Here is a 24,205-nt window from a genome sequence, read left to right on the forward strand (position 1 = left end):
GTGCTCGCCGGGGTGCAGCATGGGGCTGTCCAAACTTGAGGTGATTGCCATGAACCCGAACGAACAGTCCCCCTGGCATGCCGGTGAACGGCAGATACAGGCAAGTGCCGGCGCCGCCGAACGCATGGCCGTGATCGGGCCGAAGGTGATTCGCGATCATTTGCCGGAGCAGCATCGGGATTTCTATCCCTTGCTGCCGTACCTGATACTCGGTGTGGTGGATGAGCACGGCATTCCCTGGGCGACGATGCTCGAAGGCGCTCCGGGGTTTGCCCATTCACCCGACCCCCACACCTTGCAGATCGATAGCCTGCCCAGTGCAAGTGACCCCGCCAGGGCCGCTTTGCACAGCGATGCTGCTGTGGGCTTGCTGGGCATCGACCTCAATACCCGTCGACGCAATCGCATGAACGGGCGAATCGGTGCTCTGGATCACGACGGTTTCTCCGTCAACGTGGTGCACACCTTCGGCAACTGCCCCAAGTACATCCAGCTGCGGCCCGTCGATTCAATCGCGCGTAAGCCCGGTTGCATGGCCGAGCACGCCAACCACCTGGATGATGCCGCCCGCATGATGATCCGCAACGCCGACACCTTCTTCGTTGCCAGCTACGTGGATGCGGACGGCGAACGCTCGGTGGACGTTTCCCATCGTGGCGGCAACACCGGGTTCGTGCGGGTCGAAGGCAATGTGCTGACCATCCCCGACTTTGCCGGCAATCTGTTCTTCAATACCTTGGGCAACCTTGCGGCCAACCCCGTGGCGGGCCTGTTGTTCATCGATTTTGCATCAGGTGATGTGATGCAACTGGCCGGTCGCACTTCGCTGATACTCGGCGGCCCGGAAGTCGACGAGTTCGACGGTGCACAGCGGTTGTGGACGGTGACCGTGGAGCATGTCATTCGCCGCCCGGCGGCGTTGGCATTGAGGTGGCGGTTTGCGGAGTTTTCACCGTTCAGCCTGGCGATGGGCCGTCGGTAGATGGGGGAGAGGGGGCGGGGGCGGCTGCGACCGCCACCCGAGGCCAGCGCGCAATGCTTCAGGCCATGCCGCTTGTGGTAAGCATCGGCCTGCGCATCAGGCGCCGATCATCCATTTCGCCAACCCGTGCCGGCCACTGACGCCCAGCTTGGCGGCGGCGCGCTTGAGGTAGGTTTCGACCGAGCTGTTTTTCACGCTGAGCTGTTCTGCCATTTGCGGCACGGTGCCGCCGGTCAACAGGCCGAGACACACCTGCTGCTCACGGGCCGATAGGGTGATATCGCTGAGGGAAAGGCGCTTGTCGAACTCGCGCTGCAACTGCGAGTGTTCCAGCAGGGTGTGCGCCGGTTCGCGCTCGGGGGGCGCAGCCTGGCGCAGCAATTGTGCGTGCCGCTCCATCAGCGGTAACAGGGTGTCTGACAGGCACTTGAGAAACGACAGCTCGGCCAGGGAAAAACCGCGCTGGGCCGGTGGACGGTACAACGAAATCACATAGCGTCGATCACCCTGGCGTGACACCAGGCTGCACTGGTGCGAGCGGTCGGCGCGGGCCCTTATCTGGATCAGCAATGGGTCCTGCATGTCGAGCATGTCCCGCAGCAGCGGATGCTCGTTCAGTGGGGGCAGGGTGTGGGCGGGCGAAAGCTCATTTCTCTGCCCGGCGCGGCCCAATCGCTGGATGTTGAGCACGCGGCCGTGCTGTTCGTCGAGGGTCCATTCATTGAGCTCGGCACCGTGGATCGGTACCCACTGGTCCACCAGCTGCCACAGATGGGCGGCGAATGCGGCGTGGCCGCTGGTTGCGATCAACTCGCCCAATTCGGCGTAAAAAACCGGGTTCTCCATGGTGTTGATACGGCGCGGCAGACTCATAGCCATCTTTCATCCTTGATGTCGAAAACCTCAACGGGCGCCCTGGCGTGGGCGCCGGGGCCCAGGTGTGCGGCGGAAACAAGGGACACAATCTGCCATATAAATAACGCCATTAATTCGACGCTCCTCACGGCCATTTGCGCTGTAGAAGAAACCGCAGTGCTCAATACGATTCGTAACTATTTGATATTAAACATAATTATTGTTTATTGATGGAGTGTTTGTCACTCGGCAGCGGACAGATATAGCTGATGTCCTACATCGATTTCATCGTTTCAACAGTGGGACGCGGGGCTTCGCGGGCGCTGGCTTTTGCCTCGTCGAGCAGGAGGCATTGTTCTTAGGCGAAGGCGGGCAGGCCGAGCTTGAACTCCACGTACTCAGTTGATGCCGGAGAAGCAGGTTGGGGGGCTGAGGGCGTTTAATCGGTTGCTGGTAAAACGTCTATAGCTCAAACCTTTCGCAACGCGGCGAAGTGGCTATTGCCAGACCTGCTTGGACCTGCCGTTGAAGCAACCGGTGAAGCGCAAATACCAGGCGGACTAGCAGTAACGGGGGCCGACGCCGGTATGTGTCCTGCCGCCGAATAGCAAGTCCGGGAAAAATTCGGCAGCCCAGCCAGCCCCCCCAACTGACCGCCGACAAGCCCCAGCTTGTACACTTTCTTGAGCGTTTCTTCCGTGCGGAAAAGCGAAAAATGCAGGAGTTGGTGAGGTTGTAGACCAATGCGGGTGAGTCCTGTGTGCAGCGGCAAAGGGCGGTCGACCTATTTCTTGCCGGATACTTGAAGTAAGACCGTATGTCGGATTTTCTTGTGAGGTTCGTTTGATTTGTTCTGTGTTCTACAAATTTTCTTGGCTTTAAAAGATTTATAGGTGTCGATTGAGATTTGGTAAGTTATTAATTTTATGGGGGTTAAATATTTATATCTAGTATGGGTAGCACATCTTTATTTCGTGCGTGCTTGTTGGCGTTCTGATTATCGTGAAAGAAAATTCCTAAGATATGTGGTTCCTTTTCCTACAAGGCGAACTTGGGAAAGTTGCGCTTTTTTTAAGCTGGGTCTAGATTGCTATCGTCACTTGTTAATAAGTGATTGAAAATAATGTTTGTGTGATATCAGGAGAGTTGAGATGAAAGATGAAGAGTTTGGAATGATGTTTTTTAGTTTCGATAATGAGTATGGGTTCAATCCGTATGTAGGTAACGCTGGCGCATCAGGAAGCCAAGGCGGGTGTGGTGGAAGTGGAGGATGTGGTGGTGGGGGGGGATGTAACGGCGGCAGTGGGGGGTGCCACAATTCAATAGTCGAGCAACCACCTGCGAATGAGTAAATCTAACAGTTACCCACTTAACGAGGTTTTCCAGCGGATGCTAGAAAACCTCTATAGGGGATTGCGCGATGAATATAAGTATACCTAACTATGAAATCTTGAATTTCGAAACGGAAAGCTTAGTCATATCTGACATGGGCGTCTCAAAGGTACATTCGCAGCCACTGCTGAAAGCACTTCGGCAGCTTAAGTTGTCGAGTTGGATGACGAAGGATGAAGTTGACGAGGTGCTATCTGAAAATGGTTTGGAGGCTGACAGTGCATTTGAGTTTTTGAAGGGGATTATTCCATTTAGATCGGTTGAGGAAATATATTTCGAAAAGACGGTAATCGTGCATTCTCTGAGGAAGAGGAGGTACTTTGAAAAGATTTTCAGGCAGGAGTTGTCTGGGATTTTAGAGTTTAAAGAGTTTTCAGGTGACGTAGTTGAATCCATTAGGGGGGGGCGATGCTTTGTGGTGTTGGTGTGTCAATTTTATGACTATAATTCTATTAAGAAGCTGCATTTTGAGCTGGCGAAAGCTTCACCGCAAAGTGCTATTAGCGTTTGTTGGCCGATGGGCGGTTTTTTTTGTATAGGGCAGCCTTATATCGCAGAAATAGGAAATCCTTGCCATTTTTGCACCGTTGACAGACTGGCCAATGATCAGTCTGTTAAGCATTCTAAGAGTAATTGGGCGAGCGTTCTGGCATTTTGTAAGGATAAACATGTAAGTATCCCTTTCAAGGCGCTAAGTCTTTATCAAGAAATGATTGTAATCGGCGCTATAATTAGGAAGGTTAAGTTTTTCACTGAGATTGGTGTGGCGCGTAAATATCAGGATGATATTTTATATGTAACATATCTCCAGTTAAGCGATGGGAGGATTTTCGAGGAGTCGAACTCGCATTGGTATATGTGTGATTGCTTGGGGCGGCAGTATGAAAAATGTTCCGCATGATTATTATCTCAGGTTTATAGAAATGTCAGTCTATGATGAAGTGCTCGAATTTCATAGTAAGGGAAATTTTACGATTCATAAAGCATTTCAAGAACATACCAGTTTGCATTTTTTAGATGAGAGATGCCTTGCACAATTAACAGGGAATGAACTGGTTCTCTATCCTGATATGGATTTGACAGTTGAATTAAAATTCTCCGCTGAAAATAGAGAAGGGTTGCTACGTCGAAATGAATCTTGTGATCGATTTGTATCGGGGGCGTTAGAGTTTGCAGAGGTCGAAAAATTAATTAGTCCGTTGCTGTCAATGAATGCGCATACTTACAAGAGAGGCTATCCAAGTGGTGGGGCACTTTACCCCGCCGAAGTTTTCCTTTGTTCGCTTTCTGAGGAGCCTAGTACTTGGCCAGGTGCGGGAAAGATTTTGCATCTACTCCCAAAGTCTAGAAAGTTTGAAGTGATGCAGGTTGAGACCGATCTTGAAGAACTCAAAGCCGCCATACTAGCTCCCCCCAATGATATTGGTAGTCCCAGCTTGGCACTGATTTATGTTGTCTATATGCCGAAGAGCGTGTTCAAGTATCGGTATCGTGGCTACCGAATGGCGCTCATGGAAATTGGTTCGATCTACATGTTGGTGGAACTCCAAGCTAAATCTATGGGGTTGGCATGCCGACTTTGGTCGGCGTATACGGACTCTATGCTTTGTAAGATTTTGGGTTTAAATCCCGCCTTGTTCTTTCCTATGTGTGTTCACTTTATAGGTGTGCAGCATGAAAGTTATTAATTCTATGCAGAAGCCAGATCTGCCTGGATCATTGCTGTTTCAGCCCGCAGGATTGCTAGCGTTACCAAATTCTGTAGAGGTGTCCGACGCCCTGTCGGTCAATGGGTCAGGCGTGGGAGAAGGTTCGAACTCAATCAAAACGGCGTTAGGTGAGTATTTTGAACGTCGTCATTTTTACAGAGAGATTCTTTCGAGTAAGCAGGGGTTTCTCAATGAGTCGTTGAGGGATGCGGAAGTTGATAGCTTTGTCGGTGCTTTTATCCAGACAGCGTCTAAAAGCGTATCTATTCGAGAGGTTGAAAATCATAAATTTACTTTGAGTAAGGTGGTGAGAGCTCTAGATTTTTCTACATGCTTCATTCCTACTATTTGTATTTCTCTTTCTTCACATAGACTCGAGGATGATAACTTCATTTATCCTCTAAGGGATACCTGTGGATGTAGTTTTCATTGGTGTCCAAACTTTGCATTTCTAGGTGCGGTAAAGGAGTACCTTGAACGGCAATTCCTTGTCAAGTTTTGGTTGACAAAAAAATGTCACTCCATAGTGCCCCCAGGTCGAGCGTTCGAACTATTGTCGCAAAAAAAATCAGGCATTTATACAACGCTCTCATCTCTGCTGGAGAACTCTCGATTTTTGATATTTCTGACATTCGGTTTCCGGGTGTTTGTATATTGGTTGTCTATGGCCGAAACAAGGGGGGGGCATCATGTGAACTATTGCGCAGGGATGTCCTATGCAGCGATGGCTGGCGATGCACTGGAAAAATCAATACTTGAACTATGGCAAACTTATCGATTTATGGATTTGTTTAAGGCTATCGGTTCTGATGAAGAGAAGGTTGAGGATTATTATCTGCGATATTTTCTGAGTTGCAATGTGTATGAGACGTATCGGGATATCACTGATGTACAGGTTGTTGCTGAGGAAAAGAGAGATGCCTCACGAGCAGGTTTTACGTTGTCCGGCTTTTTGTCCGTTTTAAATGATCAGGGTATTTTAGGTTATTTTTATGCAAGACATTCTATGGTTAATGGTGTTGGTTGTGTTTTCAGTAAGTATGTTTCGCCCGATCTTTTCCTTCATATGAATAATTCGAAGAATATAAATTTTTCCAATAAATACTCCAAGGAGTTTGCGGGCGCGATACTGCAGTCTCGCTTGGAAAAAATGGTGCCGTTTCCATGAGGTGAGTGATGAGATATTACCCCTTGCTTAAGCCATTCCTTTTGGCGGGTCTATTTATTAAGGAACAGTTAAAAGAGCCCGTGGCTTTATTTTGGATCGTTATATCCCCAGCGGTTACGTTCTATTTGATCGCCTATGCCAGGGTGGGGGAGGGTACGCTGTCTCAGCGTTATCTGGATAATACCTCGTGGTTTTATGCGTTCGTATCGTCGAGTGTTGCCCTGTTTGGCTTGGCATTTTATATAGTGGGGAGAAGGGAGAGTGGGTTTCTACGATCCTTCGTCTATACGCGGCGCACAAAAATAATCTTTCTTTTGGGGCAGTTTTTTGCCTATTCTGTAATGTCGGTTATCTATTGTTCTGCTTTTTATGTGTTCACGAGAAACTATTTTGGCGTAATGGACGTTACAGAGTTTTTTGTTGTGCTTGGGCGGTTTTACATCTGCTTTCTCTTGTTTTCCGTACCTTCGCTTCTGCTGACGTTGATTCCAATGGGGTTTCAAAATACAAATACGGTTTTTTCTATATTTTCATTCCTGATGCTGGTGCTGGGAGTTGTCAGCGCGAACGCCTCTCATCGCGTGTTTGAAGTGATCCGCTATTTTAATCCGATGTGGTGGGCAAACCAGATAATGTCACTGGGGGTCGCTGAATGCGCATTCCTCGTTAGGGTGGTTGTTTGCCTTTTTGTTATTTCGTTTTTGATGTTGATCCGTTTTTTACTTATTAACCCAGTGTGGAGTCGCTATTGATGAGACGGCTTATCGTAAAAACACTGGGTATCAGATATGCACGTCATGTGGTGCTTGAAAACGCCTCGTTGACGGTCGATCCCGGTTCAATTTCAGGCTTGTTGGGACCTAATGGTTCTGGAAAAACGACTTTTTTTGACGCGGTGTGTTGTCTGAAAAAAGCCAATTCCGGTGAGATATCCAATTCGTTCTCGAAGTTGCTTTATCTATCACAAATCATTACGACGCCGCCGGTGCTGCGAATGTTTGATGTTTTTAAAATGATGATGCTTTTTTGTTCTGACACACAGGTCACACAAAAGCACGCGCTGGAAAAAATTGAAAAATGGAGCCCGGGGATAGCTGAACGCTATTGTGAAATATGGGAAAAGAAATCGTCTCTTTGCAGTTACGGAGAAAAGCGATGGTTTTTTACCTTGTCCCTGCTCTCCGTTAACGCTGATCTGGTGATACTGGATGAGCCCACGGCAGGTGTGGATCCTGAGTTTCGTTATCACATCTGGAAATGCCTGGAAGGGGCTGCCGCGGAAGGTGTCGCGATTGTGGTTTCATCGCATAACGTCGATGAGATCGTTGCCCACTGCGATGACTTCTACATGCTGAGTCAGCGGCGTTTCAACCGCTTCACTGATGCTGAGGGCTTCATGAACGCCTATGACGCTGCAAGCCTGGATGAGGCGTTTATTCATGCCGCGAGCCTGCCAAAGGGTTAAAGGCAGGCGCGCACCAGGCTCGGTTACTTCCCCTGTGGGATAAACGCTACGCTGCCACCCGAACGCGTGTGAAACAACCGCTCGCCATTGTCCGGCTGGGTGGTGATCACCTGGTGATCCGCGCCCAGGTAGGCCAGCGGTGTGGGATCTTCCTTGGAGAACTGCGCGATGATGATCGTATGCTGCGCGTCGAAGCCCTGGCCGCTGGTTTTTTCCAGCCAGGCCATGAACTCGGCGCTGGTGCCCTGGCGCGGGAAGTCCTGGGTCTCGGCGACGTAGTAGAACGGTTTGCCGTGGTTTTGCAGGTACATCGGCAGTTTGTTGTCGACCTCCACCAGTACCATTTGCCATTGGTTCCAGGGGGCGCTCTTGATGGCCTGGGCCTGAACGTCCTTGACGAAACGGGTCACGCCGCCGTTGCCATTGGTCCAGGGATACGCCACGCCCAATACCAGCAGCATCAACAGGGCCGCAGCGGCAAACCCTTTCTGCCAACGCGGCCAGCTCGCCGGTTTTTTCGCCAGCCGCTCACTCACCCACCAGGCCGCCAGTAACTGCGCGAAGGGCACCAGGGGCAACACGTAGTAGCTGCGTCGGCTACCGCTGGCGGTGAAGAACACAAACAACAGGCCCAGGCCCCAGACCAGCCAGCGCACATTGGGGGGAGTCTGGCGCCAGTGCCGCACGGCCAGCCACAGGCCGAGCAGCCAGCATGGGGCCCAAGGCAGGGTGTAGGCGGGCAGGTAGATCAGGTAGGTGTAGATCGGCCCCATATGGTCGAACGGGTCGAAGAAGCGCACCACGTTTTCGCGGAACACCAACGCCAGGCCGCTTTCACCGTAAGTCGGCGCACCGTAGAGGTGGGACAGCACGAACGGGATGGCGTAGAACGCCGCAGCGATCAGCAGCGCCAGCACCAGGCGCAGGTTGAGGTGGCGTTTGTAGCGCTGTTCGCTGAGCAAGTGCGGCAGCAGTACCAGGCCCGGCAGTACAAAACCGATCAAGCCTTTGAACAGCGACGTCGCCGCCAGCAACAGGAAAAATACCGTGTAGCGCCCCAGGCGTGTGTCGTCCGGCCCGCGCCAGTACCACCACACTGCCGCCAGTACGCCACACACGGTGAGCACATCCGCCGTGGCCACGCGTGCCCAGAACAGAAAGTAGAAGGTGGTGGCGAGCATCCAGCCGGCAATCAGCCCGGTGCCCTTGCGGAACAGGCGCTCGCCGATCAGGTAGACCAGCCAGATGCTCAGCCATGCCGCGATCACCGAGGACAGGCGCAGCGACCACGGGCCCAGGCCACCCATCAGGTTGGCAAACGCGGTGATCAGCCAGTAGGAGGGCAGGGGCTTGTCGTAGTACGGCGCTCCCTTGAGGTAGGGGTCGAAGTAGTCGCCGCTTTGCAGCATCTGCAATGCGATATTGGCCCAACGGGTTTCCGGTCCCCACAGATCGCGACTGCCCAGGCCCAGCAGCAGGAGCAAGGCCGACACGCCCAGCAATAGCAACAGGGCGCCGCGCTCGGTTTTCCAGAAAGTCATGGTGGGTTCCTAGGGGGATTGCGGATAGAGGGTGAGTACCAGGTCGCCCTTGCGATAGCGTTTGCCACCGGGCGGCAGTTGCCCCTCTTCAATGTGTTCGCTGGTGCTCCGGACACGCATCAGGACCCCCACCGAACCCTGTTTACGGGCATCGGCCAGCCAGGCCTGGACATCGTCCAGCCCGACCTTACGGTGCACCGAGTCGGGGTATTGCAGGCCATAGCGCAACTCGCCTTCGGTGTTATAGAGCGTCACCTGTGTGCGGTTCAGGCGCCAGGCCAGGGCCGAGGCCGATTCCAGTTCATTGCTCAGCAATGCCTGGGTTTGCTGCAAGTCGTCCAGGTGTTCCAACACGAACTGGTCGGGCATTTCGTTATCCGCCACGAACTCGGGCATGCCCACTGGCAGCAGTACCACCAGCAAGCCGATACCCAGGGCCGGCATTGCCCATAGCGTGAGCGGGCGCACGGCTTGCAGCAGGTTGGAGAGAATCCAGCCCAACAGCACGATAAAGGTCAGCGACAGGCTGAACATCTCCGCGTGGCTATTGCCGTACAGCGGCCTGGTGAGTTGCAGATAAATCAGTGCCACCATCGCGACCATGCCGATCACGAAGTTGAGCATGCCGTTGATGCTGAGGGCGCGTGCTTTGCGTTGTTGAATCAGGTCGATCAGGGCATGCCCCATCAACAAGGCCAGCGGCAGCAGGCACGGCATGATGTAGGTCGGCAACTTGCCGTTGCTCAGGCTGAAAAAGCCCAGCGGCAGCAGCATCCACAGGGCGAGGAAGACCATCGCCGGTTGACGTTTTTCTTTCCAGGCCTTGAGCAGGGTATTGGGTAACAGCGCCGACCACGGCAGGCAGGCCACCACCATGATCGGCAGGAAGAACCACCACGGCCGCGCATGCTGGGCATTGTCGGAGGCAAAGCGGCGGATGTGTTCATGCCAGAAGAAGAAGCGCCAGTAGTCCGGTTCCTGCACGTGGATCGCCCACACCCAGGGCAGGCAGATCAGCAGCGCGACGCCAATCGCCAGCGGGCCATAACGCAGCAATTCACCCAGGCGGCGCTGCCAGAGCATGTACGGCACGGCAATCAGCACCGGCAGCAGCCACGCCAGGAAGCCCTTGGTCATGAAGCCCATGGCACAGGCCACGCCCAGCACCGCCCAGGCTCCCAGCCGGGCCCGCACGGTGCGGCTGTCGAGGGCAAACCACAGCGCTACCAGGCTGAGGTTGACCCAGAACGTGAACTGCGGATCGAGGTTGGAGTAGCTGGCTTGCCCGGCTACGAGGCCAAAGCTCAGGTAGAGCAGGGCGCAGGCGAAGCTTTTGCGTGGGTCGTTCCACAGGCGGCGGGCGATCAGGTAGGCCAGCAGCACGCTCAACCCGCTGGTCAGCGCCGAAGCGATCCGCACCCCGAACAGGTTCTGCCCAAACACCGCTTGGCCGAGCGCGATCAGCCAATAACCGGCGGCGGGTTTTTCAAAGTAGCGCAGGCCCATGAAATGCGGGGCCACCCAGTTGCCGCTGGTGAGCATTTCCTGGCTGATCTGGGCGTAGCGGGTTTCGTCGGGTACCCATAAACCGTGCAGGCCAAGAGGCAGGAGATAAAACGCGGCAATCGCCAGCAGCAGTAAGGGCAGAGGTTTTATTCGGGTCATGCGAACGTCGCTCCTTGACGTCTAAGGGAGGGAAATGGATGTAGGAAAGTTGTAGTGCAAAGACTCACAATGTTCACTAAGTCGCTGAAAATAGTCATGACGTCCTTAACTAACAGGCGCGACTAAACATGCCAGAAGTTGGCTGTCGTTTGGCTGAACACCTGCGCCTTGTATATGTAAAAAATTGTCTAGAGTTGCTTGATTGCCGCTGGCCAGTCCTCGCTGTTCATGATGCCCAGGGTCTTGAAATGGCCGTTGCCCAGCACCTCCACGAACAGCGCGCTACCGTACTCGGCGGTCACCGCATGGGGGTACCCGAGTGCTTGTTCGAAGTCATTGATGCAGGCACTGTGGGTGATCAGCACCAGGTTGCGCCCGGGTTGTTTGTGGCTGAGGATTTCTTCGCCCATGGCGTCGCCGCAGATCGCCAGCGGGCCTGGGGAGAGCAGGGTCTTGCCGAACATGAACTGCGAGGTCTGGGCGGTGCGGGTGGTGGGGCTGCTGAGGATGTCAGCGCTCTCCATACCCAGGGTTTTAAAGGCTTTGCCGATTTCCTTGGCCTGCTGGGTGCCGTGGATGGTCAGGCCATCAGCGGGGCCGAAGCAGGGGTTTGACGAGCGGTCGCAGCGCTCTTCATGGCGCACAAGCACAACCACATTGCCGTCGCGCCAGCCAGCGAGCAAGCCTGAGGTGAGCAGGCGATTACCAACGCCCAGGTCCGGCGGGGACAGTGGCCAGGCCAGGTAGCCGGCCAGTAAGGTCCCGAAGAAGGCAGCCACTGCCATGCCCAGCCAGAGCTTCTTCAAGCGTTTGGCCCGGGCTTGGTATGAGCGCGATTTGGTCAGGGTCAGGTTAACCACGTTGTTCACCATCGACACGTTAGGCAGCGTTTTTTATCAAACAGGTGCAACTCTCTGAGTGCGCCCGTAGTGGTGCAGGAGCCTGTCATACAGTTGCTGTCTTTTTGCTGAAAATCGGTGTGTTAAAAGTTGCCAGTGCCGGCAACTAAAAAGTTGGTCGTTATTGGCAGTTGGTCGGCACTTTATGCGCTGATCGGTAGGTAACCGGTGAAATGCATGTGAAAAATTTGCGTGGCGAGGGCGGTCAGCCGTTATCCTCGATTGCAGTCCATTGGCGAGCGAGCATTCCCATGTTGCAGGTGCAAGGTGTCCATAAAAGCTACGTCACTGCGCAGGGCCCGCTGACCGTCTTGGCCGGCGTTGATCTGCACCTGGCTGAGTGTAGCAGCCTGGCGTTGATGGGCGAGTCGGGTAGCGGGAAGAGTACGCTTTTGCACCTGGTGGCCGGTCTCGATCGTGTCGACAGCGGCAGCATCCGCATGGGGCGGCAGCGTCTCGACCAAATGAGCGAAACGCAACTGGCCCACTGGCGCCGCACGGAAATCGGTCTGGTATTCCAGCAGTTCAACCTCATCGGCAGTTTGCGCGTGGACGACAACCTGGCCTTCCAGGCGCGGCTGGCAGGACGCTTCGATCCGCAGTGGCAGGCGCAGTTGGTGGAGCGCCTGGGCCTTGGCGACTTGCTCAAGCGCTATCCCGAACAACTGTCAGGTGGCCAGCAGCAACGGGTGGCGGTGGGGCGGGCGTTGGCGTCGCGACCGGGCCTGCTGCTGGCCGATGAGCCCACCGGCAATCTGGATGAAGCCACCAGTGATGACGTGCTGCAATTGCTGCTGGACCTGTTGCGCGACACCCCCACCAGCCTGTTGATGGTCACCCACAGCGCGCGGATTGCCGCACGGCTTGATCGCCAGATGGTGTTGCAGCGCGGGCATGTGCAAGCCCCGGATGCGGGTTGATGGCGGTATTCCAGTGGACCTTGCGCGCGTTGCTCAGCCATTGGCGGCGCCATCCCGTACAGTTTTTCAGCGTGCTGACCGGACTATGGCTGGCGACCGCCCTGCTGACCGGCGTACAGGCCCTGAACAGCCAGGCGCGTGACAGCTACGCCAGGGCCAGCCAATTGATCGGCGGCGAACCCCAGGCCAGCCTGAGTGCGCCGGACGGCGCCAGTTTCCCCCAGGCGCTGTTTGCCCAATTGCGCCGCGCCGGGTGGCCGGTGTCGCCGGTGGTGCAGGGGCGGGTGGTGCTCAAGGGGCATGAAGACCAGCGCCTGCAATTGATGGGCATCGACCCGCTGTCGTTGCCCGGCAGTGGCGTGGTGGCGGGGCAGCGCTTGAGCCAGGCACAGATGCTCGTCTTCTTCGAGCCGCCCGGGCGCACCTGGATCGCTCCGCAGACCTTGCAGGCGCTGGGGCTGCACGCCGGTGAGCAGCCGCTGACGACGAGCGGGCGCACCTTGCCGCCGTTGCAGGTACAGCCGGACATGGCGCCCGGCATGCTGTTGACCGATATCGGCTTCGCCCAACCATTGCTGGACATGCCCGCGCGCCTGTCGCGCTTGCTGGTGGACAAGGCTTACGCCGCCAGCCAGCCCACGCCGCCGGCCGAGCTGCAACTCAAGCAGGGCGAAGACAACAACCTGTCGCGGCTCACCGAAAGCTTTCACCTGAACCTTGATGCGCTGGGCTTCCTGTCCTTTGTGGTGGGGCTGTTTATTGTGCACGCGGCCATCGGCCTGGCCCTGGAGCAGCGACGCGGGCTGTTGCGTACATTGCGCGCCTGCGGCGTGAGTGCGCGGATGTTGATCCTCGGCCTGGGGGTGGAGCTGGGTGCCTTGTCGATAGTGGGGGGCGTGCTCGGCGTCGCCAGCGGCTACCTGTTGGCCAGCCTGCTGCTGCCGGATGTGGCTGCCAGCCTGCGTGGCTTGTATGGCGCCGAGGTGCCGGGCCAATTGAGCTTGAGCCCAGGGTGGTGGGTGGCAGGGGTGGGCTTGAGCTTGCTCGGCGCCTTGCTTGCCGGCGCCAGCAGCCTATGGCGCGCGGCCCGCCTGCCATTGCTGGCGATGGCCAATGCCCAGGCCTGGCACGAGGCCCATGGGCGCTGGTTGCGCCGCCAGGGCTGGGTGGCGGCGACGGCCTTACTGATCGCGCTGCTGGCGTTATGGCTGGGCGACAGCCTGGCTGCCGGTTTTGTGTTGATGGCGGCCTTGCTGCTCGGCGCCGCCCTGGGTTTGCCGGTGTTGCTCAACGGCGTGCTGGAGGCGCTGCTGGGGCGCAGCCGTTCGGTACTCGGCCAGTGGTTTCTGGCTGACTGCCGCCAACAATTGCCGGCCTTGAGCCTGGCATTGATGGCGCTGCTGTTGGCCCTGGCCGCGAATATCGGCGCGGGCTCCATGACCTCGGGCTTTCGCCACACCTTCAATAACTGGCTGGAGCAACGCCTCACCGCCGAGCTGTACCTCAACCCGCAAAACCCGGCCCAGGCCGAGCAACTCAGCACCTGGCTGGCGCAGCAACCGCTGGTGCAAACCGTGCTGCCTACCTGGCAGGTTGCGGTGCAATTACAGGGCTGGCCGGCGGATCTGTTTGGCGTGGTCGACGACCCTACCTATCGCCAGCACTGGCCGTTGCTGGAAGCGGCGAGCGCGCCGTGGGACCAGTTGCAGCAAGGCGAGACCCTGATGCTCAGCGAACAACTGGCGCGGCGGCTTGGCGTGAGGCTGGGTGACACGGTCAGTATTCCCACGCCGCACGGTGTGTGGTCGCCCACCGTGGTGGGGGTGTACGCCGATTACGGCAACCCCAAGGGCCACGTGCTGGTCAACGCCCGGCACCTGCTGGCCCACTGGTCGAGACTGACGCCGGCGCGTTTCAACCTGCGGGTGTTGCCGGAAAACGTGGCGCCGCTGGTGGACGAAGTGCAGCGCGCCTTTGCCTTGGAAGACAGCCGTATCGTCGATCAACAGCAACTCAAGGGGTGGTCGAGCCAGGTGTTCGAACGCACCTTCGCCGCCACCGCCGCGCTCAACAGCCTGACCTTGGGCGTGGCCGGCGTGGCGCTGTTCATCAGCCTGCTGACCCAGAGCCAAAGCCGCCTCGGCCAACTCGCTCCGCTGTGGGCGCTGGGGGTGACGCGGCGGCAATTGATGCTGCTGAACCTGGGGCAAACCTGGCTGCTGGCGGTGCTCACGCTGCTGCTGGCGTTGCCGCTGGGCCTGTTGCTGGCGTGGTGCCTGGATGCGGTGATCAACGTGCAGGCTTTTGGCTGGCGCCTGCCGTTGCAAGTGTTCCCGTGGCAGCTCGCACAATTGCTCGGGCTGGCGCTGCTGGCCACGCTGTTGGCGTCGGCCTGGCCGCTGTGGCAGCTGTATCGCAGCCGTCCGGCGGACTTGTTGAGGACGTTTGCCCATGAAGATTAAGCCCCTGTTCCTGGCTGTCCTCTCTGTAGGAGCGAGCTTGCTCGCGAAAAACCCGAGAGCGCCGCGTGCATCCGGAATGTCCGCGTTATCGTTGACGTTTTTCGCGAGCAAGCTCGCTCCTACAGGGCTTCTTCTGTTGCTGCTAGGCGCGTGCGACCAACAACCTGCGCCGCCGGAAAGCTTTGCCGGCCTGGGCAGTGACGCGGCCGACTTTGCCCAGGTGCTGCCCGGCAAGGTCTTCAGCTTTCCCGAGGATCACGGCCCCCACGATGGCTTTCGTATCGAGTGGTGGTACGTCACCGCCAACCTCAAGGACGCCCAGGGCAATGTGTTCGGCGTGCAATGGACGCTGTTTCGCAACGCCCTCAAGGCCGGGCCGACGCAAGCCGGCTGGCACGATTCAAACGTATGGCTCGGCCACGCGGCGGTCACCTCCGCCACTCGCCATTACGCCGCCGAACGCTTCGCCCGCGGCGGCGTCGGCCAGGCCGGGGCGCAGGCAGTGCCGTTCAACGCCTGGATCGACGACTGGAATTTCGCCAGCGAGCCCGGCGCCGCGAGCGCATTGGCGGCGATGCGACTCAAGGCCAGCGGAGCGCAATTTGCCTACGACCTGCACCTGACCTCCAGCCGGCCATTGGTGTTGCAAGGCGACAACGGCTACAGCCGCAAATCCGACCAGGGCCAGGCGTCGTACTACTACAGCCAGCCGTTCTTTACTGCCGAAGGCAGCGTCAGCATCGACGGCAAGACGTATCAGGTCAGCGGCCCGGCCTGGCTCGACCGTGAATGGAGCAGCCAACCGTTGACCGCCAGCCAGACCGGTTGGGACTGGTTCTCCCTGCACCTGGACCGTGGCGAGCAGATGATGCTGTTCCGTGTGCGGCAAACCGACGGCACGGCCTACCTGACCGGCACTTGGATCGACCGCGAGGGCCATACCCAGACCCTGCACAACGCCGACATCCAACTGGCACCGCTGGACACCACGGCGGTCGACGGACGCCAGATTCCCACACGCTGGTCGCTGAAAATTCCCGGTAAACAACTGGATATCACCACCCAGGCCGTCAACCCGAACGCCTGGATGAACCTGAGTATTCCGTACTGGGAAGGGCCGGTGCAGTTTGACGGTGGGGTGGGTTACCTGGAGATGACCGGTTATTAGGGTTGTTTCTGTAGGCCCAGTTTCTTCGCGAAGTAGGCAACTTCCCAAATGCATTTCAGCCCACCCGCGTTTGTGTCCGGGGCGTAGGTGCTTGCTTATATTTCGACGCCATCTTCTTTGCATCTCGGATGTAGGGCATGGCGCAGAGCTATATCAACGACCGCACAACGGACTACAGCAGTTTGAAATCCCGCCTCGTGGGCAGCGCCCCTAGCCAGCAGCGCTCCGATCATTTTGATGTGCTCAACCGGCACCTGCGGCCAGAGGGGGCTTAATCGTGTCGTTTTTTCTTGCCTTCACCATTGTGCATTTTGGTGGGGCGTTTGTCGTTTTGGGGCTGGCGTTGTTTGCCGAATATACAAAACTCGACGAGGTGGAAGGTTATTTCAGTCATAACGAAAGGGTCCGCGCCAATAAGCGATTCTGGAGACGAAACCGGTGGATCGACAGGCAATACCGCATGCTGTTGATGTTTGATTTCCTGTCTGACTCAGCACGCTATGTGAAAGCAGGTGTTGTGACCGAGGCCGAGCTGGCGTCGGTTCCCTTAGGACTGAAGCGTTGGGTGTTGTGGCCTTATTACGTAGGTTTCATTTGGGTTATTGCAACAGTCGTTTGGACCGTTTGGCGTAGATGGGCCGATATCACCTGACCGGCACCTGGATCGACCGCGAAGGCTGCCCCCAGACCCTGTACAACGCCGACATCCAACTGGCACCGCTGGACACAGCGGTGATCGACGGACGTCACATTCCTACACGCTGGTCGCTGAAGATTTGGGCTGTCAGCTGGGGCTATTGGGCACTTGGCTCCAGAGGGGGTCCGTTTTTTTCCACGCGAATTTCTCCTTAAAACCACATTTCTCTGAAAAAATACTGTACATCCATCCAGTCTTATCCTACATTCCATCCCAGGTGACCGGATGTCACCTGACCTTCAGTTTTTAACTATGGATGGATAAAAAATGAAATCGAAAAAAGCCTTTATGCTGGGCGCGGCCATGGCGGCCACCTGCTTTGTCTCGGCCTTTGCCCTCGCTGAACAATACCCTCACCTGGCTGCGCAAGCGGCGCCTCCCGCGGTCAAACAAGGGTTGAAAAACGCTGCGAAGATCAAGGCCAACAAGGCGCCGACTGCCCTCAAGCAGCAACTGCAGGCGGGTGCCCAGTTGAAGAAACCGCTGTTTGCCGCCAAGGCGCAAGCCGACTCGGTGGTGGAAAACAACACCGCGCCGTCCAGGGTGACCCAGGTACAAAAAGCCACGGCCCAGTCGGCGCCCGCCGTGCAGGCCGCGCTGGTCCAGGGCTGTGAGCAGACGCTGGATGTCAACGCGCTCTACACGATTAATGGTGTGCAAACCGGCGACCTGCTGTGCTACCACTTCAACCTGCCGCAGAAAGCGCGAATCAACGTCCTGCTGGTCAACCAGACCGCGGGCACCGACATGTCGTTGTCGCTGTTCCAGGATGACGGCCAGGGCAATCCGCTGCCTTTGGGCACCTCGAACAACCCTGGTACTGGCGATGAAAGCCTCGGCGGTGTGGTGCCGGCCGGCGATTACTACTGGTTCATGGAAGCCAACGCGGCTGTCCAAGGGTCGAGCTTTCAGTTTGGTGTTGCAGTCGATACCAACCTCGACGCCTTTGAACCCAATGACACCCCGGACACGGCCTTCCAACTGCCGGACACCCTCAACTACATCAGCGGCAATGCCGACAGCCTGGATGATGTCGATTACTTCGACTTCACCGCGGTCCGTGGCCAGAGTGTCGGTATTGCGCTGACGGCCGATGCGGCCAGTGGCAGCACGCGTAACAAGTGGATCCTTGAGCGTTTCGATGGTGCCCAGTGGGTCACCGTGGGGGCCAACGTCCTGTCGACATCGATCCCGAGCCCGGGCGTCGGCGGCGTGGTCAAGGTGCGTGTGCGGCCGAACCAGCACCCGAATGAGCCGTGGAGCGCGACGGGTAAATACAACCTGTCGTTTGGCTCCAATCCACGGGTGAACAACCCGGATGTGAAGGGCGAGGCGAACGTGTTGCGCATCCCGTACTCGGCTTCCGATGTGGGCTACGGCTACATGACCACCCAAGCCTATCGGGACCTGACCTGGACCATGGGCCTGTCGGACAGTACCGGTGCGCCACTGGTAGGGCTGCACCCGGTCGTCTACCTCGACCAGCACATCAATCCGGACACCGGCAATATCGTCTACAAGGCGTATTCGGCGGCGACCGGCAGTTCGGGGCTAGCGTCGGGCACGATCAACGTGGGCACCTGCTTCGGTGATTTCCAGACCACCTTTGTCGATTACGCCCAGGGCTACAAGAACACCTGGCGTACCGACTTCAACTACGGCGTGTGGCGCATGGAAGTGCTGGAATACCCAGGCATTGGTGTCGGTGGCGATAACACCGAGTTCGTCAGCTTCGGCCACCTGTGCAAACAGACCTTGCTGAGCAGCACCAAGAGCTGAACATGATTGACCCGTAGTCCCCAGGGCATACAGGCCAGGCGCCTGTATGCCCTGTTTGCGTTATGGCGCCAACGCCAGTTTCAACGGCAAGCGCGCCATGCTCGTATTCTTCAACGAGCCCAGGTACAACCAGTCGCCATACTCCCGCGCGGTGGTGATCGGTGAGTAGTTGCCCGCGCTGCCATCCTGCAAATTAGCGATGACCTTGCCCTCGGTATCCAGCCCCAGCACAAAGGCTTTGCGCTCGATGGGCTTGGGCACCACCATCAGCGCGCGCACCATCACCTTGCGCAGCAGCGGGTAGCCGGCAAAGCTGTCCAGCAACGGATTGCGCGGCGAATACAGCGCGACCCAGAAGCGGTCCTGGCCATTGAAACTGAGGTTGTCCGGCAGGCCGGGCAGGTTGTCGATAAACAGGTCATGGCTGCCGGCGCGGTCGCCCTTGAGCCAGTAACGGCTGATGCGGTAGGCACCGGTCTCATTCACCAGCACGTAGCGTTCATCCGGCCCCAGGGCCACGCCGTTGGCGAATTGCAGTTGGTCGAGCAACACCTCGGTGCGGGCGTTGCTGAAGTCGTAACGCAGCAACCGCCCGTCGCCGCCATGCTCGATCACGGCTTCACCGTCCTGCCCGTAGCCCCAGCGGCTCGAAGCATCGCTGAAGTACGCGTAGCGCCCGCTGGCGTCCACGCTCACGTCATCGGTAAACCCGAACGGCACGCCATTGGCCGCAGTGCTCAGGGTGGTGATCTGGCGATTGCGGTCCAATGCCAGCAGGCCCTTGACCCCATCGGCGATGATCAAGCGCCCATCCGGGTGCAGCGCTATGCCCAGTGGGCGCCCGCCGGTATTGGCCAGCACTTCCAGGCTGCGGCTGTCGGGCGAGGTGCGGATGATGCGCCCGTCATGCAACCCGCTGATCAGATAGCCCTGGGCATCCAGCAGCAGGGCCTCGGGCCCGTCGATGTCTTGGGCACCGATTTTTTGTACGCCCTTGAGGCGCTGGTTTTCGGCGTAGGGGCCGTCTTTCAGCGAGGGCGCCTTGGGGGGGACCCAGTTCACCGGTTGTACTGGGGTGGGCATCAACAGCAGAAAGGCGATCACTGCCAGGAGCAGCACAAACAACAGGTGGCGCAGTTTTTTGGGGCGGGTACTCATGACGGTTCCTGGTTGTCGTGGGGGTTCGGTTCCCAATGCAGGGTGCCGAACAGGTAATCCATCAGCGGCAAGACAATATTGAAGTTGCGCCCCTGCATCAGCTCGCGACGGTGGTGCAGGGCGTGCAACCGGTGCATCTGGCGAATCCACGGCAGGCGTGCCAATGGATGTGCGACGGGCAAGTGCTCACAGGCGTGAAACACTTCGTAAAGCAAATAACCGAGGATCATGCAGCCAGCAAACAATCCGGCGACATTGGGGCTCAACTGCTTGAGCAGCCACCAGGCGGGCAGGGTGATCGCCAGGCTGTGCAGCACGATCAGCCAGGCGGGGAACAGGATCACCCGCCAGTCGCGAGGGCTGTCGTAGGTCATGTGGCCGGGGGTGAAGAAACTGTGGTGATCGCCGGTGTGGCGCGCGTAGAACAGGCGTGACAAGGCATGTTTGTGATGGCCGAGGTGACGGTGCACCAGGTAGATACACAGGTTGAAGAACACCAGGGTCGCGGGCACGGTCAGCCATTGCAGCGGGGTGATTCGATGCGTCGATGACCAGGCCAGGAGGATGCTGGCGATGCCGTAGCCGAACACGAAACCGGCATGCAGCCAGGGGTTGTAATGGGGCGCGACATTGGCGCGGTAGCGGGCGCGAAAGGTCTCGGTAGGGTGGGCCATGGCGGGTGCTCGGATTTTTTTTGTTGGAGGCTGAGCTTAGTTGGTGCTCAAGATTGTGCGAGCTTTTGCGGCGTACCTCCAACAAGCCGCCTCCCATATTTCGACCGCGCCCGACCAGTGGCCCCTTGCGCCTGCCGGATTTCCTTGCTAGCTTCTCGCAAAATGTTAACGATAACATTTGCTCTAACAATAAAAACAAAACAGAGACCCACGCCATGAAAATGCTTCCGAAAACCCTGTGTTTATTGGCTGTAAGCATCGCCCTCGGTACCGTTTCCCCGGCCTTTGCCGACGCCGCCAAACCGCTGCGCATCGGCGCGTCCTTCCAGGAAATCAACAACCCCTATTTCGTCACCATGAAAAACGCCCTGGAAGAGGCGGGTGCCACCATCGGCGCGAAACTGATCATCACCGACGCCCGCCACGACGTGTCCAAGCAGGTCAGTGACGTGGAAGACATGCTGCAAAAGGGCATCGATATCCTGCTGATCAACCCTACGGATTCGGTCGGCGTGCAATCGGCGGTCAAGTCCGCCCACGCTGCCGGCGTGGTGGTCGTGGCGGTCGACGCACAGGCCGAAGGCCCACTGGATTCCTTCGTCGGTTCGAAGAACTTCGACGCCGGCTTCCAGGCCTGTGAATACCTGGCTAAGAACATCGGCGACAAAGGCAATATCGCGATCCTCGACGGCATCGCCGTGGTGCCGATCCTCGAGCGTGTGCGCGGCTGCAAAGAGGCCGTGGCCAAGCACCCGGACATCAAGATTGTCAGCATCCAGAACGGCAAGCAGGAACGTGACCAGGCGCTGACCGTCACCGAGAACATGCTCCAGGCGCAACCGACGCTCAAAGGCATTTTCAGCGTGAATGACAACGGCTCCCTCGGCGCACTCTCGGCCATCGAAGCCAGTGGCCTGGACGTGAAACTGGTCAGCGTCGACGGTGCGCCGGAAGCGATCAAGGCGATCCAGAAACCCGGCAGCAAGTTCATCGCCACCTCCGCCCAATACCCCCGCGATCAGATCCGCCTGGCCCTGGGCATCGCCCTGGCGAAGAAGTGGGGCGCTCAGGTACCCGCCACCATTCCAGTGGACATCACCCTGATCGACCAGGCCAAGGCCAAGGACTTCAGCTGGTAAATCACCCAGGCCCCACGTGCGTCGTGGGGCTTGAGGCCATCCTTCTGAATACGAGGTCGGCGGTATGAGCAGTCTTCTGAAGCTGGAAAATATCTGTAAGCGTTACCCCGGTGTGCAGGCCCTCAAGTCCATCGACCTGCAGGTGGAGCGTGGCGAGATTCACGCGTTGCTGGGGGAAAATGGCGCCGGCAAATCGACCCTGATGAAAATCCTCGGCGGCGTCGAACATCAGGACGAAGGGCACATCCTGATCGATGGCCAACCCCGGCACTTCGCGACCTACCGCGATGCGATTGCCGCGGGCATCGGCATCGTGTTCCAGGAATTCAGCCTGATCCCCTACCTCACGGCGGTGGAAAATATCTTCCTCGGCCATGAGCTGAGCAACCGCTTCGGGCTGCTGCGCAAGCGCGAAATGGTCGAGGCGTGCGAAGCGTTGTTCAAGCGCCTCGGTGTGACGATTGACCTGAAGTGCGCGGTCAAGCACCTGAGCGTGGCCGAGCAGCAGTTTGTCGAAATCGCCAAGGCCCTGGCCCTGGATGCGCGCCTGCTGGTGCTGGATGAACCGACCGCGACGTTGACCCCCAGCGAAGCCGAGCTGCTGTTCGACATCATGCGCGAGCTCAAGCGCCAGGGCGTCGCGGTGATCTTTATCTCTCACCACCTGGAGGAAATCTTTCAGGTGTGCGACCGCATCAGCGTGCTGCGTGACGGCGCCAATGTGGGCGTCACCGAAGTGGCCGACAGCGATATCGACCGCCTGGTGGAAATGATGGTGGGCCGCCGCCTGGAATGCAGTTTCCCTTCCAAGCCGAGCAGCGAGCGTGGCCCGGTGTTGCTGGAGGTCAAGGACATCCAGCTGGTGCGCAACGGCCCGCGTAATCGCTTCAACCTGCACAAGGGCGAGATCCTCGGCTTTGCCGGCCTGGTGGGCTCGGGCCGCACTGAACTGGCCCTGGGCATGATGGGCGCGCTGCCATCGGTGAGCAAAGACGTGTGGCTGCGAGGCGAGAAAATCACCCTCGACGACCCGGCCCAGGCGTTGGCCCACGGTATCGGCCTGCTCCCTGAGAGCCGCAAGAGCGAAGGGCTGATCACCGATTTCAGCATTCGCGAAAATATCTCCTTGAACAACCTGCCCAAGTACCAGGGCGCCTCGGGCCTGATCGACAAGGCCAAGGAGTGCGCCAGTGTCGAAGACCTGATGCGCCAGCTGTCGATCAAGGCGCCCAGCGGCGAAAGCCGGGTGTTCAACCTCAGCAGCGGCAACCAGCAAAAGGTGGTGATCGCGCGTTGGATCAACCACCACTGCGACGTGCTGGTATTCGATGAGCCCACCCGTGGCATCGATGTCGGCGCCAAGGCCCAGATCTACGCGCTGATGCGCAGCCTGACCGAGCAGGGCTACGCGATCATCATGATTTCCTCCGAACTGCCCGAAATCATTGGCATGTGCGACCGCGTCGCCGTGTTCCACAAAGGCGCCATCGTCAAGCTGCTCGAAGGCTGCGCCGTCAATCCTCAAGAGGTCATGCGCCATGCAACAGGGGGCTCAAGTGAATACGTCCATTAACAGCGTCGACACCCGCCGACTGCGCCTGAACCTGGCGCAGCTGGTGCGCTCGCCGGCGTTCTATCCCTTCGTGGGGCTGGTGGTGGTGACCCTGGTGATGATCCTGGCCAGCGACACCTTCCTCACGGCCAGCAACCTGTCGAATATCGCTCGCCAGGTGTCGATCAACGCGATTATCGCGGTGGGTATGACCTGCGTGATTCTCACTGGCGGTATCGATTTGTCGGTGGGGCCGGTGATGGCCTTGTCCGGCACCCTGACCGCCGGCCTGATGGTCGCGGGGCTGCCGCCGGGCCTGGCGATTGGCGCCGGCATGCTGGTCGGCGTGGCCTTCGGTATCGGCAACGGACTGTTCGTGGCCTACCTGCACATGCCGCCGATCATCGTGACCCTGGCGACCATGGGCATCGCCCGTGGCCTGGGCCTGATGTACACCGATGGCTACCCGATTTCCGGGCTGCCGGAGTGGTTCGGCTTCTTCGGTCGCCAGAGCCTGTTCGGCATCGAAGTGCCGATCCTGATCATGCTGATCACCTACTTTGCCGCCTATGTGCTGCTGCAACACACGCGCATCGGCCGCTACATCTACGCCATCGGTGGCAATGAAGAAGCCGTGCGCTTGTCCGGGGTGCGCGCGGCGCGCTTCAAGTTGCTGGTGTACGCCATCAGCGGGCTGACGGCCGCGATTGCCGGGCTGGTGCTTACCTCGCGCCTGATGAGCGGCCAGCCGAATGCGGGGGTCTCGTTCGAGCTGGATGCGATCGCCGCCGTGGTGCTGGGCGGTGCGTCGATTGCCGGTGGGCGCGGGGTGATCGTCGGCACGTTGCTCGGCGCGATGCTGCTCGGCGTACTGAATAACGGACTGAACATGCTTGGCGTCTCGCCTTACGTCCAGAGCGTGATCAAGGGCGGGATCATTTTGCTGGCGATCTTTATCAGCCGTCAGCGCCACCGATAAA

At 58.0% G+C, this 24,205-nt stretch carries 20 protein-coding genes and 1 pseudogene; 15 read left to right on the top strand and 6 right to left on the bottom strand.

From position 1 onward, the window contains the following. Positions 1 to 49: 49 nt before the first annotated feature. Complete coding sequence (locus tag AC1Q6I_RS02090; RefSeq protein ID WP_102625505.1) at positions 50 to 982, top strand: pyridoxamine 5'-phosphate oxidase family protein; 933 nt, start codon at positions 50 to 52, stop codon at positions 980 to 982. Positions 983 to 1,078: 96 nt separating this feature from the next. Here AC1Q6I_RS02090 and AC1Q6I_RS02095 read toward each other — a convergent pair whose 3' ends face one another. Then, positions 1,079 to 1,855, bottom strand: coding sequence for a helix-turn-helix transcriptional regulator (locus AC1Q6I_RS02095; protein WP_102642589.1), 777 nt, complete (start codon positions 1,853 to 1,855; stop codon positions 1,079 to 1,081). Between the two features lie 1,402 nt (positions 1,856 to 3,257). Here AC1Q6I_RS02095 and AC1Q6I_RS02100 point away from each other — a divergent pair. From AC1Q6I_RS02100 to AC1Q6I_RS02120, 5 genes are read left to right on the top strand one after another with little or no spacing between them, the layout of a single operon-like run. Further along, positions 3,258 to 4,130: an McbB family protein gene (locus AC1Q6I_RS02100; RefSeq protein WP_102625317.1), complete on the top strand. Its 873-nt coding sequence runs from the start codon at positions 3,258 to 3,260 to the stop codon at positions 4,128 to 4,130. A gap of 22 nt (positions 4,131 to 4,152) precedes the next feature. Further along, positions 4,153 to 4,917 carry a SagB/ThcOx family dehydrogenase gene (locus AC1Q6I_RS02105; protein WP_306661949.1) on the top strand — a complete coding sequence of 255 codons (765 nt, stop codon included), beginning with the start codon at positions 4,153 to 4,155 and terminating at the stop codon, positions 4,915 to 4,917. After that, complete coding sequence (locus tag AC1Q6I_RS02110) at positions 4,904 to 6,106, top strand: YcaO-like family protein (protein WP_146015787.1); 1,203 nt, start codon at positions 4,904 to 4,906, stop codon at positions 6,104 to 6,106. Before AC1Q6I_RS02105 ends, AC1Q6I_RS02110 begins: the two co-directional genes overlap by 14 nt. A gap of 8 nt (positions 6,107 to 6,114) precedes the next feature. Then, positions 6,115 to 6,858, top strand: a complete 744-nt coding sequence (locus AC1Q6I_RS02115; RefSeq protein ID WP_102625320.1) for an ABC transporter permease — start codon at positions 6,115 to 6,117, stop codon at positions 6,856 to 6,858. Beyond that, a complete protein-coding gene (locus tag AC1Q6I_RS02120; RefSeq protein WP_102625321.1) occupies positions 6,858 to 7,571 on the top strand; it encodes an AAA family ATPase in 714 nt (237 codons plus the stop codon). The genes AC1Q6I_RS02115 and AC1Q6I_RS02120 overlap by 1 nt, the downstream gene beginning before the upstream one ends. A gap of 23 nt (positions 7,572 to 7,594) precedes the next feature. On the opposite strand, the gene AC1Q6I_RS02125 is transcribed toward AC1Q6I_RS02120, so the two are convergent. From AC1Q6I_RS02125 to pmrG, 3 genes are all read right to left on the bottom strand, one after another. Then, a complete protein-coding gene (locus AC1Q6I_RS02125) occupies positions 7,595 to 9,112 on the bottom strand; it encodes an ArnT family glycosyltransferase (RefSeq protein ID WP_102625322.1) in 1,518 nt (505 codons plus the stop codon). Positions 9,113 to 9,121: 9 nt separating this feature from the next. After that, positions 9,122 to 10,777 (bottom strand): lipid IV(A) 4-amino-4-deoxy-L-arabinosyltransferase, encoded by a 1,656-nt coding sequence (gene arnT, locus AC1Q6I_RS02130; RefSeq protein ID WP_102625323.1) that lies wholly within the window; start codon positions 10,775 to 10,777, stop codon positions 9,122 to 9,124. Between the two features lie 188 nt (positions 10,778 to 10,965). Further along, on the bottom strand, positions 10,966 to 11,649 hold the full coding sequence (pmrG, locus tag AC1Q6I_RS02135; RefSeq protein WP_102625324.1) for a lipopolysaccharide core heptose(II)-phosphate phosphatase PmrG: 684 nt from the start codon (positions 11,647 to 11,649) through the stop codon (positions 10,966 to 10,968). A gap of 278 nt (positions 11,650 to 11,927) precedes the next feature. Between pmrG and AC1Q6I_RS02140 the strand changes: the two genes are divergently transcribed. The 6 genes and pseudogenes from AC1Q6I_RS02140 (at position 11,928) to AC1Q6I_RS02165 (ending at position 18,702) form a co-directional block, all read left to right on the top strand. After that, positions 11,928 to 12,596: an ABC transporter ATP-binding protein gene (locus tag AC1Q6I_RS02140; protein WP_102625325.1), complete on the top strand. Its 669-nt coding sequence runs from the start codon at positions 11,928 to 11,930 to the stop codon at positions 12,594 to 12,596. Continuing rightward, a complete protein-coding gene (locus AC1Q6I_RS02145; RefSeq protein ID WP_102625326.1) occupies positions 12,596 to 15,058 on the top strand; it encodes an ABC transporter permease in 2,463 nt (820 codons plus the stop codon). Before AC1Q6I_RS02140 ends, AC1Q6I_RS02145 begins: the two co-directional genes overlap by 1 nt. A gap of 76 nt (positions 15,059 to 15,134) precedes the next feature. After that, the gene (locus AC1Q6I_RS02150) at positions 15,135 to 16,226 is read left to right on the top strand and encodes a lipocalin-like domain-containing protein (RefSeq protein WP_102625327.1); all 1,092 of its coding nucleotides are present in this window, start codon (positions 15,135 to 15,137) and stop codon (positions 16,224 to 16,226) included. A gap of 277 nt (positions 16,227 to 16,503) precedes the next feature. Beyond that, positions 16,504 to 16,878: a hypothetical protein gene (locus tag AC1Q6I_RS02155; protein WP_024076376.1), complete on the top strand. Its 375-nt coding sequence runs from the start codon at positions 16,504 to 16,506 to the stop codon at positions 16,876 to 16,878. Further along, positions 16,863 to 17,003, top strand: a pseudogene (locus AC1Q6I_RS02160) (lipocalin-like domain-containing protein); the annotation flags it as partial. The gene AC1Q6I_RS02155 and the pseudogene AC1Q6I_RS02160, both read left to right, overlap by 16 nt. A 187-nt stretch (positions 17,004 to 17,190) precedes the next feature. Beyond that, positions 17,191 to 18,702, top strand: coding sequence for a hypothetical protein (locus AC1Q6I_RS02165; protein ID WP_102625328.1), 1,512 nt, complete (start codon positions 17,191 to 17,193; stop codon positions 18,700 to 18,702). Positions 18,703 to 18,762: 60 nt separating this feature from the next. On the opposite strand, the gene AC1Q6I_RS02170 is transcribed toward AC1Q6I_RS02165, so the two are convergent. Together AC1Q6I_RS02170 and AC1Q6I_RS02175 are read right to left on the bottom strand one after the other, a co-directional pair. After that, positions 18,763 to 19,860 carry an SMP-30/gluconolactonase/LRE family protein gene (locus tag AC1Q6I_RS02170; protein ID WP_102625329.1) on the bottom strand — a complete coding sequence of 366 codons (1,098 nt, stop codon included), beginning with the start codon at positions 19,858 to 19,860 and terminating at the stop codon, positions 18,763 to 18,765. Continuing rightward, the gene (locus AC1Q6I_RS02175; protein ID WP_024076373.1) at positions 19,857 to 20,534 is read right to left on the bottom strand and encodes a sterol desaturase family protein; all 678 of its coding nucleotides are present in this window, start codon (positions 20,532 to 20,534) and stop codon (positions 19,857 to 19,859) included. The genes AC1Q6I_RS02170 and AC1Q6I_RS02175 overlap by 4 nt, the downstream gene beginning before the upstream one ends. Positions 20,535 to 20,749: 215 nt before the next feature. Between AC1Q6I_RS02175 and AC1Q6I_RS02180 the strand changes: the two genes are divergently transcribed. The 3 genes from AC1Q6I_RS02180 (at position 20,750) to AC1Q6I_RS02190 (ending at position 24,204) form a co-directional block, all read left to right on the top strand. Next, positions 20,750 to 21,673 carry a substrate-binding domain-containing protein gene (locus tag AC1Q6I_RS02180; RefSeq protein WP_102625330.1) on the top strand — a complete coding sequence of 308 codons (924 nt, stop codon included), beginning with the start codon at positions 20,750 to 20,752 and terminating at the stop codon, positions 21,671 to 21,673. Positions 21,674 to 21,737: 64 nt separating this feature from the next. After that, entirely contained in the window at positions 21,738 to 23,246 is a 1,509-nt protein-coding gene (locus AC1Q6I_RS02185) for a sugar ABC transporter ATP-binding protein (RefSeq protein WP_102625331.1), read from the top strand. Next, on the top strand, positions 23,212 to 24,204 hold the full coding sequence (locus tag AC1Q6I_RS02190; protein WP_024076370.1) for an ABC transporter permease: 993 nt from the start codon (positions 23,212 to 23,214) through the stop codon (positions 24,202 to 24,204). The genes AC1Q6I_RS02185 and AC1Q6I_RS02190 overlap by 35 nt, the downstream gene beginning before the upstream one ends. Position 24,205: the final 1 nt, after the last annotated feature.

This window comes from Pseudomonas sp. MPR-R2A5, assembly GCF_058793055.1.

Coding starts and splice junctions, on each gene's coding strand:
- AC1Q6I_RS02150 (WP_102625327.1), top strand. CDS start 15,135: ATGTCCGCGTTATCGTTGACGTTTTTCGCGAGCAAGCTCGCTCCTACA.
- AC1Q6I_RS02125 (WP_102625322.1), bottom strand. CDS start 9,112: ATGACTTTCTGGAAAACCGAGCGCGGCGCCCTGTTGCTATTGCTGGGC.
- AC1Q6I_RS02100 (WP_102625317.1), top strand. CDS start 3,258: ATGAATATAAGTATACCTAACTATGAAATCTTGAATTTCGAAACGGAA.
- AC1Q6I_RS02105 (WP_306661949.1), top strand. CDS start 4,153: ATGTCAGTCTATGATGAAGTGCTCGAATTTCATAGTAAGGGAAATTTT.
- arnT (WP_102625323.1), bottom strand. CDS start 10,777: ATGACCCGAATAAAACCTCTGCCCTTACTGCTGCTGGCGATTGCCGCG.
- AC1Q6I_RS02175 (WP_024076373.1), bottom strand. CDS start 20,534: ATGGCCCACCCTACCGAGACCTTTCGCGCCCGCTACCGCGCCAATGTC.
- AC1Q6I_RS02185 (WP_102625331.1), top strand. CDS start 21,738: ATGAGCAGTCTTCTGAAGCTGGAAAATATCTGTAAGCGTTACCCCGGT.
- AC1Q6I_RS02115 (WP_102625320.1), top strand. CDS start 6,115: ATGAGATATTACCCCTTGCTTAAGCCATTCCTTTTGGCGGGTCTATTT.
- AC1Q6I_RS02145 (WP_102625326.1), top strand. CDS start 12,596: ATGGCGGTATTCCAGTGGACCTTGCGCGCGTTGCTCAGCCATTGGCGG.
- AC1Q6I_RS02090 (WP_102625505.1), top strand. CDS start 50: ATGAACCCGAACGAACAGTCCCCCTGGCATGCCGGTGAACGGCAGATA.
- pmrG (WP_102625324.1), bottom strand. CDS start 11,649: ATGGTGAACAACGTGGTTAACCTGACCCTGACCAAATCGCGCTCATAC.
- AC1Q6I_RS02120 (WP_102625321.1), top strand. CDS start 6,858: ATGAGACGGCTTATCGTAAAAACACTGGGTATCAGATATGCACGTCAT.
- AC1Q6I_RS02170 (WP_102625329.1), bottom strand. CDS start 19,860: ATGAGTACCCGCCCCAAAAAACTGCGCCACCTGTTGTTTGTGCTGCTC.
- AC1Q6I_RS02140 (WP_102625325.1), top strand. CDS start 11,928: ATGTTGCAGGTGCAAGGTGTCCATAAAAGCTACGTCACTGCGCAGGGC.
- AC1Q6I_RS02095 (WP_102642589.1), bottom strand. CDS start 1,855: ATGAGTCTGCCGCGCCGTATCAACACCATGGAGAACCCGGTTTTTTAC.
- AC1Q6I_RS02180 (WP_102625330.1), top strand. CDS start 20,750: ATGAAAATGCTTCCGAAAACCCTGTGTTTATTGGCTGTAAGCATCGCC.
- AC1Q6I_RS02190 (WP_024076370.1), top strand. CDS start 23,212: ATGCAACAGGGGGCTCAAGTGAATACGTCCATTAACAGCGTCGACACC.
- AC1Q6I_RS02110 (WP_146015787.1), top strand. CDS start 4,904: ATGAAAGTTATTAATTCTATGCAGAAGCCAGATCTGCCTGGATCATTG.
- AC1Q6I_RS02165 (WP_102625328.1), top strand. CDS start 17,191: ATGAAATCGAAAAAAGCCTTTATGCTGGGCGCGGCCATGGCGGCCACC.